This is a genomic window from Mesorhizobium sp. ES1-1, assembly GCF_020164785.1.
GTDB lineage: Bacteria > Pseudomonadota > Alphaproteobacteria > Rhizobiales > Rhizobiaceae > Mesorhizobium.
Map to the genome: position 1 here is coordinate 40,036 of NZ_JAIUGX010000015.1, position 17,604 is coordinate 57,639.

9 protein-coding genes are annotated in these 17,604 nt (G+C 58.5%); all 9 read right to left on the reverse strand.

Going from position 1 to position 17,604, the window contains the following annotated elements; translation table 11 throughout:
• Positions 1-42: 42 nt before the first annotated feature.
• The 9 genes from LB513_RS22670 to LB513_RS22710 all read right to left on the reverse strand — a co-directional run bounded on the left by LB513_RS22670 (position 43) and on the right by LB513_RS22710 (position 17,585).
• Positions 43-1,860, reverse strand: a complete 1,818-nt coding sequence (locus LB513_RS22670) for an ATP-dependent helicase (RefSeq protein ID WP_092958050.1) — start codon at positions 1,858-1,860, stop codon at positions 43-45.
• On the reverse strand, positions 1,847-3,703 hold the full coding sequence (locus LB513_RS22675; RefSeq protein ID WP_092958130.1) for an ATP-dependent nuclease: 1,857 nt from the start codon (positions 3,701-3,703) through the stop codon (positions 1,847-1,849). The genes LB513_RS22670 and LB513_RS22675 overlap by 14 nt, the downstream gene beginning before the upstream one ends.
• A gap of 137 nt (positions 3,704-3,840) precedes the next feature.
• Positions 3,841-5,922, reverse strand: coding sequence for a BREX system Lon protease-like protein BrxL (brxL, locus tag LB513_RS22680; protein WP_092958048.1), 2,082 nt, complete (start codon positions 5,920-5,922; stop codon positions 3,841-3,843).
• Between the two features lie 7 nt (positions 5,923-5,929).
• Positions 5,930-8,437, reverse strand: coding sequence for a BREX-1 system phosphatase PglZ type A (pglZ, locus tag LB513_RS22685; RefSeq protein WP_092958046.1), 2,508 nt, complete (start codon positions 8,435-8,437; stop codon positions 5,930-5,932).
• Positions 8,430-11,936 carry a BREX-1 system adenine-specific DNA-methyltransferase PglX gene (pglX, locus tag LB513_RS22690; protein WP_092958044.1) on the reverse strand — a complete coding sequence of 1,169 codons (3,507 nt, stop codon included), beginning with the start codon at positions 11,934-11,936 and terminating at the stop codon, positions 8,430-8,432. The genes pglZ and pglX overlap by 8 nt, the downstream gene beginning before the upstream one ends.
• Positions 11,936-15,475, reverse strand: coding sequence for a BREX system P-loop protein BrxC (brxC, locus tag LB513_RS22695; protein WP_092958042.1), 3,540 nt, complete (start codon positions 15,473-15,475; stop codon positions 11,936-11,938). Before brxC ends, pglX begins: the two co-directional genes overlap by 1 nt.
• Positions 15,476-15,478: 3 nt before the next feature.
• A complete protein-coding gene (locus tag LB513_RS22700; protein ID WP_092958039.1) occupies positions 15,479-16,084 on the reverse strand; it encodes a DUF1788 domain-containing protein in 606 nt (201 codons plus the stop codon).
• A complete protein-coding gene (locus tag LB513_RS22705) occupies positions 16,084-16,686 on the reverse strand; it encodes a DUF1819 family protein (protein WP_092958037.1) in 603 nt (200 codons plus the stop codon). The genes LB513_RS22700 and LB513_RS22705 overlap by 1 nt, the downstream gene beginning before the upstream one ends.
• On the reverse strand, positions 16,683-17,585 hold the full coding sequence (locus tag LB513_RS22710) for a WYL domain-containing protein (protein ID WP_092958035.1): 903 nt from the start codon (positions 17,583-17,585) through the stop codon (positions 16,683-16,685). Before LB513_RS22710 ends, LB513_RS22705 begins: the two co-directional genes overlap by 4 nt.
• Positions 17,586-17,604: the final 19 nt, after the last annotated feature.

Consider the following 17,604-nt stretch of genomic DNA (forward strand, 5'->3'; position numbering starts at 1 on the left):
ATAACTTGCGCTTCTGGATACAGGCATGCGATAGAGTGCCATCTAACTATTGTCTCCCAGAAGAAGAACGCAAGGATCGCTTTTTGGGGTCAAAATGGTCGTCTGCCGCTTGCCTCTGGTCACGCTGACACGGAAATTCTGCCGCGCCTGATCGTCGATCTGCTCCTTGGAGTTGAAGCGCACGATCCTGTCGCCATTGTAGGGCGGCTGCCCCTTTCGCTTGATCGGCCAGTGTTCAAAGATGATGACCTCGTCGAACTGCTTTCCCTTCGCCTTGTGCATGTTCATCACGACGACCCCGGTCTCGGGCTTCGCGTTCGTCGAGAAGTGCTCCTGAATGAAAGCCTGCCGCGTGACAGCCAGGGCATTGCGATAGCCGCCACTGTCACGCCAATCCTGGGACAGTTCCTGACGAAGTTGGGTGCCGCGCTCCAGAATGCGGAGATTGCGCAACTCTTGCCCAATCTCCTTCAGGCGCGCGCAACTCCCGTCCTCCAGAACACGCCGCACAGCGCGCCAATCCTTGCCGGGATCACCCGTCAGCACAACGGCACGGGCTTGCCCGTAGACGGCAACCATGTTGACGAGGATGCTGTTTTTGCGGATCGCCTTGCCTGCCGCCTGAGAGGCCAGCCATTCGTCGTATGCTTTGCGGATGTTCGTGGCTTCCTTGAGCGCCCCCTGTGTCGGCTCATCGCCGCCTTTGCCCTGAAAGTAGCTGCATATCAGGTCGATGAACTGACCGAAATGCTGGTCGACGCCTGGCTGCATGAGAAGGGCAATGACTTCCGCGCCGAGAATGGCCGGCTCCAGTTCAATGACCGCTGAGTGGGTCACCTCGGCCATGCCGGCAGGTGGCTGGCGGAAGGCATCGGATACCAGGCGAGTCATTTTCTTTGTCGGCACCAGAACGGCCAGTGACCAATTGACGACGCCCGCATCCACGAGACGCTTCCGCGCCTTGTAAACCGTCGTCACGAGCTTGGTCATCGCCGGATCGGGAAACGGGTCGAAGACATCTAACTTGATGCCCTTATAGGAACCCTGCCGGAATTTCCCGGTGAGCACGTCATTGCCGAACAGGGCAATCTCGGTTCCGGCGCTACGGTGATTGTCTGTGCTCAGGTCCACTTCTGTCGGCTTGAAGGCTTCCCGGAAATGGTCGAGCCGGGCAGGATCGGCACCGATCCAGTCGTAAATACGTTGCTCCGGGTCCGCCAAGGCGATCAGGCGGCAGACTTCGCCCAGCGCCTGGACAACACGCCACTGCGCCTCGTTGGTGTCCTGAAACTCATCGAGGATGATGACAGGGTACATGCTGGCGATAAGGCGCCGGATACGCGCGCTGCCATGGAGAAGGTCGCCCACATAGGGGGCATAAAGATCAAAGCACACGCGGCCGTCTTCCGTTGCAAGGCGCGCGCGTTCCGTCTCTTCTGCGGTCTTTTTTGCTGCTTTCTGCGCGTCCGTTAGATTCCGGACGGGGAAGCCCGATCGGGCGGCCGAGAGCGCGATAGCCTCACCGGGCGGCGTGAGAATGAAGAGTCGCCGCGGCAGCCCGATGAGATAGCCGTGCGCCTTAAGGATGCGCCAGAAAAAGGAATGGTAGGTTTCCACGTCGATGAGGCGCTTCTGAGCGGGCGGGATCTGCTGCTCGTACTCGATCGCCTCGACCACGCGGGAAACCGTGGCGCGGGCAAAGCTGAGGAACAGGATCTTCTGACCGGGGCGAAGGTCCCACTCGGCAATCTGCGCCGCCTTGAGGATGGAGATGGTGGTCTTGCCGGAGCCCGGCCCGCCTGTGACCAGGAGATGACCGCCCGCCTCCATGATATCCTGTTGGCCCTTAGTCAGTTCCATGTACGACCGCTTCCGGGTGCTCCTCCGCAGCGACGGGTGCGGCAGGTTGGTCACCGCCCGCAGGCGCAGGAAGACAGGCATCCTTCAACTTGACCGCCGCATACCGGAGCCATTGGGGAATCTCAGCCTCGCTGCATTGCGCGAGAAAATCGGCAATGCCCCAGCTCCCCTTCGACTTGGCGAAATAGTCCGTCAGGGCGGCAGCGGCCTGCGCCTCCGGATCGGGATATTTCTGAGCCAAGTCTTGGGGCCAGTCGATCAGCTTGGTGAACCGCTTCAAGGCGGCCTCCGTGGTGCCTTTCAGCACCATGGCCTCAAAGCCTTTTTCGTCGTGCATCAAGAGCAGATCGACCTGCGCCTCAATGAGCTCCTTGTTGGCGTCGCTCTGCTTGTCGCAGATCGCGAAAGCCCGTTTTCCGAGGTCTCGGTAGAGCTTGGCCATGCCCGGGATGTCGGTTTCACCACCGGCGTCAACAATGCAGACGCCGAGCGCCTCAAGGGATGCGTAGGAATCGGGTTTGAGCTCCGCCAGGCGGCGGCACGCGACGGGGAAGGCCGAGGTTTCTGTGGCGCCTTCCGCCACAAGAACACGACGGGCAAGCAATCCTTCGCAGAAGCGCGTACGAAACTGCTGCCGATAGCGTTTCAGCTTCACATTATCCGGGAGGATAATTGCCTTTTGTCCCAGGACCCCTTCTCCATCGCGCCCGAGCACCACAGTCTCCTCGACCGCAAACTCCTCCAAAACATAGGGGGAGTGAGACGTGAAGAGCGTCTGTGACGCAAGCTTCCGCACCTCGTGAACGATACGCTTCTGCGCGTAAGGCGGGATTGCAGTCTCTGGCTCCTCCATGGCGAAGATGACATTCTGTTTGTCTTGGGCAATCTGGGAGAGCATTGCCAGGACGAGCATGTTGATGGTGCCCGTGCCCTGTCGATAGAACGGCGCCGCATGGTCTCCGTCACCCGTAGCGATGAAGGCCGTGATCACCTTGCGCAGATGCTCGCGGGTGAGATTAGAGACCTTGAGATGGGGCTCCACGCCCCACTCTTTTGGCACGTACTTCTTCAGCGCCGTGTTGATGCTCTCGAGCACGGGCGAGATGCCCAGCTTCGGATCGCTCGCGACCGAGATGCCCGCCAGGGTGCCGAGGGTGGCCTCCCACATCTGTGGTCTGACTTCCTTGAGGCGCAGGATGATGTCGAGCAGACTGCCTCTCTCCAGGCTCAGTGCGCGTGAACCTGTGCGAAGGGAGCGCAGGTAGAGGAAGCCGCACACCTGCTTGTGTTTCCTGGAGAACGGCTCGGGCCGGTCGCTCTCGGTCAGGCTGCGGGTGAAATAGGTCTTCCCCTCGAAATCGTCCTCCTCGGCATCGTACCAGCCGAGGAACGTGACACGCAGTGCTTCGGTGATGGTGGCGGCATCCACACCGGCCGGATTCGGCTCGTCGTAGAAGGTGTCGGTCGCTCCGTCCCAAAATTCGGTGTAGTCTCCGAATTTCCCTTTTTGCTCGTCGGTGAGGTCGGCAACGGTCACCTCGATCTCGATCCTCGGTGGTTCGACGTCGGTTTCCGGTGCCGGAAGCTCCCCACCGCCGCCGTCACTAGCCGCTTCGGCCGCTGGCGCAGCAGGCGCGAGAAGATACGTCCCCCGGAAGAAATCGTGTTCATCGATAGGCGGCTGACGATTGAGCCGGTCAGGCCCAAGGACCAGATCAAGCGCTTCGAGTATGGTCGTCTTGCCGGTGTTATTGTCACCGATAAGCACACCATGCTGCGGCAGCAGCAAAGTCGCGGATTTAACGCCCCTGAAGTTATTTATCGTTATCCGACAAGCCCTCACATCTACCCCCTTTGCTTGGGCTCTCCTTGAAACCCGATGCTAAACCTCACTTCTATCTCGAGCGGCCACTGTTCACGCAAATTGACCCATCATGGTTGGACAAAGACGCGACGTCAGCGATGCTGTAGACTACAATTTTATTCATCTTTGACATAGGTCACGTAGAAACCCTTGAGCATCCGATGCTCCTGCATCCGCTCCCCCAGTGAAAAACCGTTCATCTTCCGAGGGGTCGGCTGAAAGATGTCCAGCCCACGATCCAGAACCATCTTCCATCCGGTGTCTGTGGTGATGTCGCGGGCATGGAGCGTTCCACTCCCATCAAACGCCCATGTGAAATCGACGCCCGTGCCTGTGCAGGCCTCAGCAATCCCGTCCAGACATTCTCGCTGCTCCTGGATGTTCCCATCGTCCGGAGCCGTGACAAGATGCACGGCGACCTGATCCTCGGGCTGTTTGCGCCGGATCAGCATCTCAATCAATTCCATGACGTTGCGCGCCTGATGGAACTTCCGAATATAGGGGTCTGTGATGATGATCCGCGTCGCACCATCCGTCCAGGGACCAAAGATCTTGTCGAAGCTGATGCCCTTGCGGTTTTCTGTGAAAACAACGTGGCCAGGCTTCGGGACAAACGCAGGGGCAACTGACACAACAGGTGCGGCAGAAGACGAAGCCACTACAGCCGGCGCTGCCGCAATCGGTACGGTCTCATGTTCCGCTCCACCGTCCCCCCCATCGCCGGCCGATCGGCGATGGTAGAACTGGGGAAACTCTTCTTCCTCGAGAGTGGTGACAGCGCGCTTTGCGCCATCTGATGCGATGTAGTGGAAATCCGCACTCTCAAAGGTGCTGTCGATCCGAAGAAGCTGATCCTTCACCCGCTTGCGGCATTCAATCGCAAATCGCAGCAGCTCTTCGACCTCAACTTCCGTCTCGCCTCCATTCGGGAAGATCAGCTTCAGCAGACCTGACATGGTCTTGTTGATCGCCGCACGGTCCCGGATATGGGTTTGAACCGGAATGGTGAAATAGCGATCTGGCCGGTGCGAGAAGTCTTCCGCACGCAGATGGCGCAGGATTTCGGCGAGATAGTCAACAATGAACCCATAGCCAGATGTGAACATCTCACCCCGGATGATGTCGACCTCCCATCCGGGCAGATAGGCATGCAATCGATCAATAAAGGCGCTGTCGTGGAACTGCGGCGGCAGAGCTTCGAACAGGTCCGTATTTTTCAGCATCCAAGGCACGTTATGGTCCGTGTTGCCGACGAAGGCGAAGCTGGCCTCGGCGCCCATCGGATTTACACCACGAGAGAACTGCTTGTTTGCCATGTAGTTCTTCATGATATCGACAAGCGCCTTGTTGGCCGTCTTCTCGCGGCCGGCAAATTCGTCAAAGGCCACGACATCCCAAAAGCCGACCAATCCGATCCGGCCATTGGAATTGTTCACGAAAAGCTTGGGAACCGTGATTTCGCCGCCCGAGATCAGCTGACCATGTGGTGAAAACTCGGAATAGATATGAGATTTGCCCGTGCCCTTGGGACCAAGCTCGATGAGGTTGTAGTTGCGCTCAACAAATGGGACCAGGCGCAACAGTTGCAAAAGTTTTGACCTGCGCCCGAACAATGACGGATCGAAGCCGATGCTCTGCATCAGCAGATCGATCCATTCCTCGGTGGTGAACTTGTCCCGCGTCTCGCGATAACCATCATAGTCGACACGGGCGATCTGGATCGGCTTCAGCGTGTCGATGATCCAGGGAGAGATCCGGCTGTCTTCCGAGAATTCGTACTGCACATCGGCGATGCACCAAATACCGGTAACCAGCAGTTTCGGGTGTGCCTTGACCGTGGCGCTGTCGATGGCAACCCGCTTGATTCCGAGGTTTTCGAAGACCGCCTCATAGGCATCGGTCTTCTCATTCAGCGCCACGCTGACCTGATCGATGACCTTGTAGCGGCCGCGCTCCTTGATCGTCGACTGGACTAGCCCCGCTTCGGAGCGATGGACGTAGTGCTTACGTAGGATGTCCTTGACCGTTTCGATGCCCGTCGCAATCGAGGCTTCGTCATCGGTCGCGCAATATTGGCCGAGCAGATATTCGAGCACATATGTGGGAACAATGGCGTTCCCCTTCACGGCCTTCACCAGGTCCTTACGGACCACGAAACCGGCATAATGCTCATTGATCTTGTCATCAAGGGTCGACATCGGCACCTCAGAAATCGAAATCTGTACTGATCCCGCGTTTCAGCAGCAGCGGCTGCGAAGCGTGATCCTCGAAATGGCTGGTCTTGCCGATGCGCGTTCGCAGCTTCAGGAAGACTGTCTGATTGTTATAGGCGTCTGCCGCCTTGGACAGCAGGAAGCTCCGCGACAGCTCGCGCTCACGCGGGTTCTCAGACGTGAAATCGAATTCCAACTCGGCTTCGTCAGAGATGAGTGTTCCATCGTCAGCAAAGATGGCTGCATGCACCTGCCGGGGCTGCTGCTTGTCGGTCACTGGCTCCGCCTGATAGAAGGTGACCTGGATCTGGCCCGTGGTGATCTGAGCACGGGGTGGCGGAATGATCTGCACCGAAACCTGTCCGACATCCTCCTTACGCTGCTTGCCGACACGCAGGACCGGTAGGACGATCTCCTGCAGGCTCGCCCCGCCATGGACAAAGCGGCTGCCTGATCCTTTGACCCGCAGGCGGTTGATCGAGTTCGGGATCAGAATGTCCTGCTCACCTTCCAGCCCAAGCTGTGCGGCAGAGAACTTCTTCATGCCGCCACTGCTGTTAAGGCCTCGGCCGATCACGAAGCGGCGGTTGCGTGTAACGATCTCGCCTTCCGGCTCGCTCAGCGCGAAGCCGCTCTCTTCCAGAGCCTTGTGTTGCCACAAGAAGCCGTGATCGGCGGTGATCAGGATGTTCGAGAAGTTGGCCGAGGTGAGCTTCCGCACCAGCTTCACCAGATCCTCGATGGCAGTCTCTGCCGCGGCGGGGACATTTTCCTCCGTGGCGAGCTTGTCGCCAATTGCGTCGATCTGGTTGTGATACAGATAGAGGACATCATGATCCCGGAAGAGGTCTTTACCCTCCGATGATCCCAGATTCATGAAATCCTTCGCCGCGAGAACCTTTACCCGGTCTCCAGTCCGGCCCGCAGCAAGAGCCTTTTCACGAGCGGCGGCCCCCATGGTGCTTTCACCGTTCAGCAGCACCAGATCATTGTCGTCGCGGATCGCCAGTTGCCGGTGCGGCAACAGCGCCGCCATGCCAAGCTGCGTGTAGCTCGGCAAAACCCCGATCATTGGCTTCAGTTCAGCATCGAACCGATTGAGCTTGCGGATCTCGCGTAGCGCCTCTTCGGCCACCTCATAGCGCAGCGCATCCGAGATGATGACGACGACCTTCTGATCCTTGCGCCGGTATTCAGCGGCCTGTTCCCGATAGAAATCCACCTGACGCGGAAAGCCCGGGACCGCCCAGTCCGTCAGGCGGGCAACCTGATCCTGCCAGGCATCGTTCAGCTTGAGCACGAAATTCGTAGTGTAACGGTTCTCAACCGCCTCATAGAGCGCGGACAGCAGCCCCGACTGACCGCTTTTCTGCATGTGATAGATGAACTTGCGATAGAGCTGGTCCAGTCGAAACCAGCTTGCGGAATAGCGCTTCACACCATCGGACAGGCTGGTCATCGTCAGATCAGCCTCGGCCAGCGCCTGCTGAAACTCGGTCGCATAGCCAATGGCCTGATAGACATCCGCGTAACGGCTATACCAATGGCTCTGGCGGCGATCGCGCACCCATTTCAGCACATCTGTCGCCGACAGGCTCTGCCGGGCAAGCCCCTCAACGATGGCGACAACGATCCTCCGATCCACTTCCTCGAAGTGATCATGCGGCATCAGGCTACGGAAATCGCGGGAAGCCAGATCGTCCCTGATCTTCAGCACGTCCTGATAATCGCCCGACAGCTTCTCGAACGCCTCACCCCACCGGCGCGAGGCGCTCCAGCGGCGGAACATCAACGCGGCATCAGTGTTCAGGCGGGCAGCCTCTCCCATGGCCCGCGCCCAGGCGCTGGAAAACAGCGTGATGGCGAAATCCTGAAAATCCGGCGCATCCGCCGCATAGCCATAACGCGCTGTCACTTCCTTCCAGAAGAACTCTGACAGCCCGACACGATCCACCAGCTTCAGCGCCTCATCACGGCCTTCAGCCAGCTCGGCCAGCAACGCCTCAATCACCGTATCGAGATCGCCATCCGCACCAGCGCAGACCGCCAGCATCTTGCGGCGGACATCGTTGGCGCTTTGCGAGGGCCGCTCGTGCTCGATCGCGCGCAGCGCTTCCAGCCGCTTGCCGGAACGGTAAAATTCGGCGTGATCGCGGACGGCGGCTTCATACTTCGCCGGAATGCCGAGATCAGCCACCCAGATCGCCGCTTGATCGGCGCGGAACACAGCGCTGGCCAGTTGCACATCCAGCAGCCAGTTCTCGGGCATCGGTGGCTCGGGGCCGTCCTTATAGAGCAGGAACCGCGCCTTCGGCTCCTGCCGCAGCATGCGGTATTTCAGGCCGAATTCGTTATTGGCGATCTCCACCTTGGTGACGCCGGGCAGATCAACCGCATCGAATGCCTCGCGCAGATCGCGGGCGGTGTCATACCAGAAGACGATGCGATGGCCCTGATCCTCATAGAGCCGCATCAGGCCGGAGGTGATGCGGTCAGTCATCCGCAGCCTCCAGCCCCTTGATCGGCTTTAGCGCACCGGCGAACAGTGGATAATTGCGCTTCACCCCGTCATCCAGATCGATGGCGATCTTCTGCTGCGCCATCGGATAGACGACATCGCGCTCCCATTCGGTCAGCTCGGCAAGCTGCTTGATAACCGTAGCCGTTTCCTTCTGCGCCTTTGTTTGCTGCGCGGGCGTGGCGGCAGGATCGACAGCCAGCTTTTCCAGCCGGGTGCGCTCCACCTCCAGCTTGTGAATGAACTCGCGCACATATTGGTTCAGCACGACCGAGACGGTGTCGGACCGGTAGCGGTGCATATAGATCAGCGCATTGAAGCTGCCCTTGGGGCTAGAGAACATCCAGTAAATCGGGCGCTTTTTGTAGCGGCGCACATGATAGTCGAAGAAATCCCTGGTGAACCACTTGCGCAGATCCTTGCCGAGCGCCGCCTCAACGAAGGCAAGGTTTTCGCGGAACTTCGCCTCGCCAAAGGTGACGCGCAGGAAATCGCGGGCACGGGTGACTATGTCATCGGCGAACCAGTCGGCATCCAGCACCGGGATGACATTGTCGCGGTCGGGGGCAAACGTCGGCTCCGGCACGCGCGCCAGATAGTCCTCAATCCCTTCGCCCTGATTGGCGAGGATCAGACCGGGCGCATCAAGGCTATAGCGCCCGAACATACAGCCCACGGCATAGTGGAGGAGTTCGGCCACCGTATCCTCACGCAGCCGCGCCTCGCGGTCCTCTTCCGAGCCCTTCACGCCATAGCGATAGGCCGGGTTGCAGGTGAGGGTGATTTCTTCGATCGGCACTTCGGGGGTGAGTTCGTCTGCAAGCCCATAGGCATCGATGAAGATGCGATTGTTCTCCTGCTCCAGCCGCTGCATTTCATCGGTCATGGACTGCCAGTGGGCGCGCAGGCGGGCATAGGTGGCCTCCAGCGTCCCGGCCCGGTGATCGGGTGAGAGCAGCGGGAGCTTGGTGAAATCCCAGGATGTTTCGTAGGCGTCCCAGTCTGAGCGAGACAGTTTAACCAACTGTTCGCAAATCTTACCCACTTGGGCCCCTGATGGCCGAGTGTAAGAGATCTTCTTTACTTCGTTGCTTTGCAGGGAAAGCGTTGGATTAATCAATGAAACAATTTCAGCGCAGACCTTGGAGTTCAGAAAGGGCAGAAGTTCGTGGTTTTGGTTTGAGAATAGCATTTGCCCTTTGTTTGATTCGAAAACAAAGCCCTTATCTGACCAACGAAAACTGTTAGCATCGGAAGTAAGTCCAGACCAAGTAATGCCCTCCCTGAAATAGTATCTTTCTCCAGGCAGAGACCACGACTGCCCTGAGTTTTTTCGGTGATCGCGAATCTCGATGCCCTCATCCTGAAAGAACACTACCAGTTCATTCAAGCCATACCATCTGCGAAATCCACCGCCTTTATTGTAGGGGTAATACTTTGCTTTAGTTTGTTCTAATTGCTCGTTTACCCGGTCGGTGTCGGTATCGGAGACCTCGTGCCAGTATCTGAGGAAGCGCTCGTTATCACAGGTGAACAAGCCGACTGCAGTCTCGGAAATGTCGCCAAGCTTCTCGCCTGCTCGGTATGCTTGCAGAAACTTTTGCGTTGCCCAATATGCAATTGGGTTTCCAGGAAAGGTCTCGAAGTCTCGCGAGCAGGCCGTATGCCAATTAAGTGTCCTCTGTGAAATTGTCTCTCTTGCAAGGCGCGCTTTTTCTGCCTCACTTGCCCCCTCGGTCAAGCGAAGGAAAGAGCCCTTAAAATCCGGACGATAGATCCTCTTTAGAATAAAGGCCGTCGTGGAAACGACAGCGCCGCCAATTGTGTCGAAAGCACGCTCCCCGAGGTGCGCCATTGTAAGAATTGTTCCATTGGACAGTATATCGCTTCGCATTGCCTCGTAACGAGACAGGAACATCCACGACTGCATGTTGACCATTGCCATTGACCCGTGCGGCCTTGTCATACCAAGCACACGTTCCATAAACATGGCATACAGATCATTCTTAGAGTTCGGGAAGTTGCTTTTCCCAAACCTGTTCAGTGCGTCATTCAAGCCTTTGGCTCCGCCGTACGGCGGGTTAGCCACCACCACATGATACTTCGGCGACAGCGCCTCGGCCATGCGCAGCACGGCGACGACACGCGCCTGCACCTCTTTCAGCAGCAGGTCGGAACCAAAATCCCGCGCTTCGACCACCCGCAGCGTCTCGGCCGGATCGCGCAGCTTCGGTATGATCAACGAGCCGAAGTTCTTGGCCTGCTCGAACTGCCCCAGCGTCTCGCGCAGTTCATCGGTGAACAGATCCTTGCCCACCACGGCGGCCACATCCTGCATCTCGGCGGGCGTGAAGGTTACGTTCTGAAGAACGACGATACCGGGCCTTTCCTCCATCCGCAGGAACCGCCGTCGCCCCAGCCTTGCGGACGCCTTCATCGAAAGCGCAAAGGCCGCCAAGGCACCCGCGCGATCGTCAATCTCGATGCCGGTCAGGTTATGCTTGAGGATCAGGCCGGGGATCTCGGCCGAGTCATGGCCTTCCTCCGCATAGATTTCGTAGAGCAGGTCAAACGCATAAGTCAGCATATGGCCCGAGCCACAGGCCGGATCGCAGATGCGGATATCCTCGGGCCGGGTGATCCGCAGAAAATCCGTCTCCGGCTCTTCCGGCGCGATGTAATAATCCATCTTCGCCGCCAGCTTCGATTGCGGACGGTTCAGCAGCCACAGCCGTCCCAGCGAGTTTTCCACCAGATAGCGGACGATCCAATGCGGGGTGAATAGCTGCGTCGCGGCGGGGATATTCTCGGCCGTGATCTTCTGGTTCTTTTTCAGGCCGGCAAAAACCTGATCCTTCTTCTCGCTGATATAGAACTGGTACAGCCAGCCGATGATCTCGACATCCTGGCAGGCATCTTCCGTCATCACCTCGCGCAGGCGGGCAAGGATGCTGTCCGGCGACAGAAGATCGTCGGGTATGAGCAGCTCGGTATAATCCTCGGCCCGGTCGAGCATATCGGCGCGCTCAAACATATAGGGCATCGCGCCGTGCCATTCGTTGCAGGCATGGATCAGCAGCAGGCGATAGGCCTCCGCCTGCCCATCATGGGCGGGGCGGGTGCCGTTCAGATATTCGACAATCTCAGGCCGGGCACGATCCGGCAGGTTGCCAGCCATCGCCTCCGCCAATATCTCGGGCCGGGTGGCGCCATCCGCAGGCGATACCACGCGCGGGTTGGTCAGGCCCGTGACGTCCATAAAGCGCAGCGCGGTGAAGCGGTTGAACCATGTGTAGGCGGCCTGCTCGATCACCTGCCCGCGGTTATTGTTGGCAGCGGCCTCCAGTTTCGCAATCGCCTTAGGATGTTCGCGGCGAGCCGCTGCGCCTTCGGCCAGCACCATGTTCAGCCGGGCGGTGACCTGATCGATCAGCAGGTTGCGCGCGCTTTGCGCAAATTTCTTCAGGGCGTTGGTATCCATCAGACAATCACTTTCTTGCCCGCGCCGATCTCGGCCAGCAGGGTCTTTTTCATCTCATCAAGGTAGCGGGTCACATCGTCCTCATCTTCGAGATAGGTTTTCGCGAAGGGGACGGTGATCGACTGCGCCTTGATATATTGGGGCTTGGCCGGTGCCGGTGGCACATACGGCGCGGATGGAGCTTCAGCCACGCCACCGGAAGGTTCGGGCTGGGGCGCAGGCGTCGGAGCTGGTGCAGGTGTCAGTTCAGCAATGCGCGTCAGCGTGTCTGCCAGAAGATTGGAACGCACTTCAGTCACCAGATGGCGCAAGGCCGGGATCAGGCTCTGTGCGGCAAGGCCTGATTTCCGCGATACAAGCTCTTCGCGGATGCGCGCCTGCTGTTCGGGCGGCAGAGCGCCAAACTCCGAAGTCTGGGCGACTTTTTCGGCAACCTCGTCAATCGCTGTGATGACAGCGGTGCGCTCAGCCAGAACGGTTTGCTCGATACGCTCCTTCAGGGCGTAAAAATCCGCTTTCAGTTCCTGAATTGCGGTGCCCTTGTAGCACTGCGGATCCTCAAGAACCTGACGCAGTTTGTCGGCGGCAGCACCTTCGGAATAGCCAAGGTTCTGATCCTGCTTGGTCAGGAAAGAGCGCACTTCATCGTAGATGGCTTTTTGCGGCCCGCGCATGAAGCTGCGGACTTTGTCGAAGACATCCTCTTTTGCATCAAGAAGCTGGTCTTCCTGCCCGATCGGGCCGGTGATGAACCAGGTCGCCGACTGGTCGCGCATCCCATCCAGCATGGTGCGCAGGGGATCGAGGGCGGCGGCAAAGGGATAGGCTGCAATGGCGCGACTCTCCTGCTCGACATCGCCGAGCAGCTTGCGCAGTTGCGTCTGCCACTCCGCACCCAGACTGCGCGCGTCATTGCCAGAGGCTGGAAGATCGAACAGTTCCTGAAACAGTTCGCGGGATTTGCGGATCTGGGCAGCAGTGAACTCGATCTGCGGGGAAAGCAGAATATTGCCAAGGGCATGACTGTTGCGCAGCCCCTGCACCAGCGCATCCCCTTCCAGCAAAGCACTGTCGGCCCGAGCCTCAAGCTTGCCGCGCGCGACAAGGCTCGCGGTCAGGCAGAGAACCGCGATGGCGGGCCAGCCATAAGGTTTTGCTCCGAACTTCTCGACCAAAGCTTTGACCGAGACCCGCGTCCCAAGGCGCATCTGAGCCTGAGCATGATTCAGCACGTCCTGCTCGGCTTCGGTCAGACCGCTGCCTTCGCCGCCGAAAAGCCCGCCATCGACGCGTCCGGCTCGCCCAAGATCTGCTTCGGTGTAAGTGGCGCCGCGCAGGACAGGCAGGCTGGTATAGACCTTGTCCACCAAGACCTGGAAACCTTTGACCAGCCGATCCTGTGGATCTTCGCCGCCGATCTCCAGCTCGGCACCGCGCACGAAGAGTCGAGCATCCGCGATCAGGCCGCGCAGCCGCTGCACCAGTTCCTTTTCGCGGCGCGTATTCTGGTCACGCTTTTCCGCAATGATACGATCACGACCGGGTTGGGCGTCGCCGCTGGTGACCTGACGCGCAAATTTTACGGTCTGGAGCCAGAGGACGAGATCGCGCGTAAAACGCACATCACGCCCGAGTAGGACAATCATCTCATCGCTTGCCATGCTGTTCGAACGAACCACATCCGGTGCGTCGGAATCGTCGCTGAACGGCGAGATGATATTGACGGAAAGCTCATGTTCCCGGTTCAGGCTGTGGCCGTCAAGCTTGCGGGTGAAAGCGTAATCGACGCCCGTGCCGGCATGCTTGATCTTGCCGTGACGGAGGATCGCGCCGAACGCCAGTTCATCGAGCTGCCGTTCTATCTCGGCGGGATCGACGGCGATTGCCTTGATCTCGGCCTCGACGTCCTTTTCCTCATTGGTGAGGAATTCATAGACCTCACCGTTGCGCTGAATCAGCGTCTGGCGTTCCAGAAGCGACAAAGCCTCTTCAATATTGCGACGCTGCTCCGTCTGGTCCGCCTCGAACCGGGACAGCAGGAGGATCGATATGTTGCGGGCAGTCGGTTTGAATTCCTTGACGTATTTGACAAGGAACAACACCTTCAGCACCCGCACGGCAAAATCATCGCCAAGGTTCTTTTCAGCCAGTTGGATTGACTGCTGAACCGATGATTTCAGGGCGGTGCGAATCCCCTCAAACATCAGGTCAAAGGTCGCCAGCCCCCCAACCGGCGTGTCGGCCAGCTTTTTGGCCACCTCCTGAAACACCCCCAGCATAGAGCGTTCGCCGACCGAACTGTGCTTGCCCTCAAACGCGTTATGCTGCGAGAGGCCCATGATCGCGCGCTGGAACAGGTCATACTGGTAGTTCGGGAACGGATAGCTCGCGACGAACTGGTCTTTTCCGGAGAAGTTCCTGAACTTGAAGGAATTATCGCCGAAATCGAACAGAGTGCGCAGGTTGTTTTCCTCAGCATCATAAAGATTGCCAAGGGTGATCTGACCAGCCTCGGTCTTGGCCAGCAGACGGCGCTGGATGACTTCGGCCACATCCTGAGAGTTCAGCGGCATCCGGTTGGCAAAGCGCGCCTGGATTTTCGAGAAGTCATTTTCTTGCTGCGCCGTCAGATCCCCGATGACCGAACCCATGTCCTGCTGGGCGGTGACGACAATCCAGGCCTGCCCCTTGCACTTCGTGTTCAGGCTTTCGGCAATGGTTTGCAGGTTCGTCATGAGCTTGACGTTGTCGGCGATATACTGCCCCACCTCATCGACGAAGAAATTCAGCCGGAACTTCGGCCCCTGCGCATCGATCCACGACTTCACCATATTGGCGAAATCCTCGATCGAAACCTTCGTATCCTTACGATACTGGCCAAGAATATCCTTGACCTCATCGCCCGTGACGTCGGCAAAGGCGGCGGCAATGTGCTTGCCTTCCATCAGAGCCTGTTCGCGCCCGCGCTCCCAAGGCTTTCCGGAAGATTGCGCAAAGGCCGCCTTGAAGGCATCGAGCTTGCCTCGACTGTCCAGATCACGCTCGAACTGCGCGATATGCGGGAGCTTGCCATAGTAGCCGCACATCTCGTCAAAGACCTTCTGGAAGACGGCGAGAAGCGCATCAACATCCGCCTTCGAGATCACATCCGCCTTCTGGTCGATATTGAACAAGACCGACCGGGATGGAATCGACACTGCCTTGCGCAAAGCCCCCGCCAGCATCGGGTTGCCCGCAAGCTTCCGCTCAAAGATTTCGACGGCACGCTGCCCTTCGACCTCGTCATTCTCCAGCAGAAGGGCGAGCATCTTCAGCAGGTGAGACTTACCTGACCCGAAGAAGCCAGAAATCCACACGCCGTTCGCGGTATCATAATTGTTGTAGGCGTCGAGGAATTGCTCCAGCCGAGCGCCGATCTCATTGGTGATGACATATTCATCGAGCTCGGTCAGGAGGCTGGCCTTGTCGTCAGCCTTGATCACCCCATCGATCGAACGGTCGACCGGCTTGGCAAAGATATCACGCAGAAAAGTAGCCATCGGTCAGACCTCGTAATTCATGATATTGAACGCGCGGTAGTATTTGTCGTCATGGAGTAAGCCGAACAATTCCAGCGATGCTCCTGTCGCCAGCGCGTGCGTGTATTTTCCCGGAAAGAACATGACCGTCGGGCGATCTTTCGCGGTGCTTTGCAGGTTGTTGAGTACGTTGTGCGACCGCAGGTAGGGGTAAACCTCGCCTACGCCTGACAGGAAGATCACGTCGTGCGGGACTTCTTCAATGCGCCGCGCAATCTCTGGAATGAGGTGCGCCTGCGGGTCCAGAACCCCCTGCAACAGTTCCTTGAGCTCCGCCTTTTCCGTTTCGGCTTCAACCTCAAGGATCTGCTCGAAGATGCCCCGGTCTTCGAGGATCCTGATCGAAAGGTCATAGAGATCGATATCAAGTACGCGCACACCGGCGTGGCTCAGCCGGGCGATCAGATCCTCGCGATCCTCGCCCAGGCTCAGTCCGTCTTCGGCATCAAAAGCGCAGATAAAGAAGGGAACCTCGTTTCCCAGCCCTTGCTTTTGCAAGAACCGATCGCTGGAAACTACCCTGAATAGGTGCTCGGCGCGGGCGCGCCGATCAGTTTTCGTGCCCACCATTACCCCCCAATTCCGGGAAAGACGTGCAAGTCCGCCGGATTACTCTCCTCAATCAGCCGCTTCATGCGCCCCGATAACCAAATCGGCTGAATTCTACCCTCGACGCTTATCAAACCAACTTCACGTAGTATCCGAAACAAGACCTGACGCAATTTTGCGCAGGTTGAAGCTGAAAGAGCGGCGAGGCCGGGATCGCTTTCAGCCTTCTCCGCGAAAAAGCGGTCAAAAACCTCATGGCCCAGGTCGAGCCGCCATGATTGGTAGCGTTCGCTGATCACCTCGACTGCGAATTCGTGGACAAAACGATAGGTCCGGCAGACCGCCAGCCACATCATCGCCTGCTGCTCGACGCGGTCAGCCTCTACCGACAGGTAATGACGTTCGGCATCGGAGAGATGGCCTATCCGGTCGTACACTTCACGAAGCGCGCGGGTTTGCGAGGCCAGTTTGGGTAAGGATGACGCGCCCTGGGCCAGCAAGCGCTCACGAGCAGACGCCCAACTCTCACCGGGCCGATAGTCTTGCGCAATCGCGAGGCTCTCATTGAGCATGAGCCCGCCCACACTGAAGGACATCCGGTATTTCGGTACGGCAGACATCATCGGGGCACGGCCCCGCTTGCTACGTCGGCCTCATCGAACTCATGCTGCGCACGCTCAAGAGCGGCGGCAACCTCCTGTTCGTCTGCTGCAACGATATGCTGGGTCCGGGGATCTCGCGTCCGCGCTCCCTCAAGAAGTCCCAACCGCTTGAGCACATAAAACAGCATGGCGTAGCGAACTGTCAGCACAGCGCGCCCGTCCGCCATGTTGTAATCCTTTGCGACCACCGCCTGCTGACCGACCGACAGATCAGGATGCGGCACAAGGGTGATATCGAAGGTTTCCTGCCACAGCCGGTCCTGTGCCGCAGCAGCACCTGGCTCGCCGAACTCGCCGAATCCAAGGACACGCGAGAGCAGGAAATCCTTGAAGCGCTCCGTTTCATGGCACCAGGCCCGCACATGCCAGCGCAGACCATCAAAGCCGAAGGCATGCGGGGTAATACGCCGCCATGCCGGATCGGGCCGATCGCGGTTCATGGACTGGTAGTGAAGGTCCAGCGACCTTTCCTCCCGCACTGCCGCCAGAACCGAACGCAGAACTTCGGTATCGACCTTACGGCGCAGAGTCAGAGCGATATCCATGTCAGGCGGGGCAGCGAGCCAGTTCGCCCCCGCGTCGGCGAAACCTTCCGCCATCGATCGAAGCCGCATGAGATAGGCGTCCGGGTCCGGATCTAGAAACACCGGCTGAAATTCCGGGCCGGCTACGTAGCGGCGAGCGCTTTTATCATAGACCGCATTCTGCGGCGCACGCTCCTGATAATGGGTCAAGTCCTTTGACGCCTGCGGAACGGAGACGCCAAACGTATCGATCAGGTCAGAGCGATTGACACCCCCCTCCCAGAACAGGCGGAATTCGATGAACTCCAACCGCCTCTCGACACCCCATTTCAGCATTGCTCGTCCCGCCGCACTT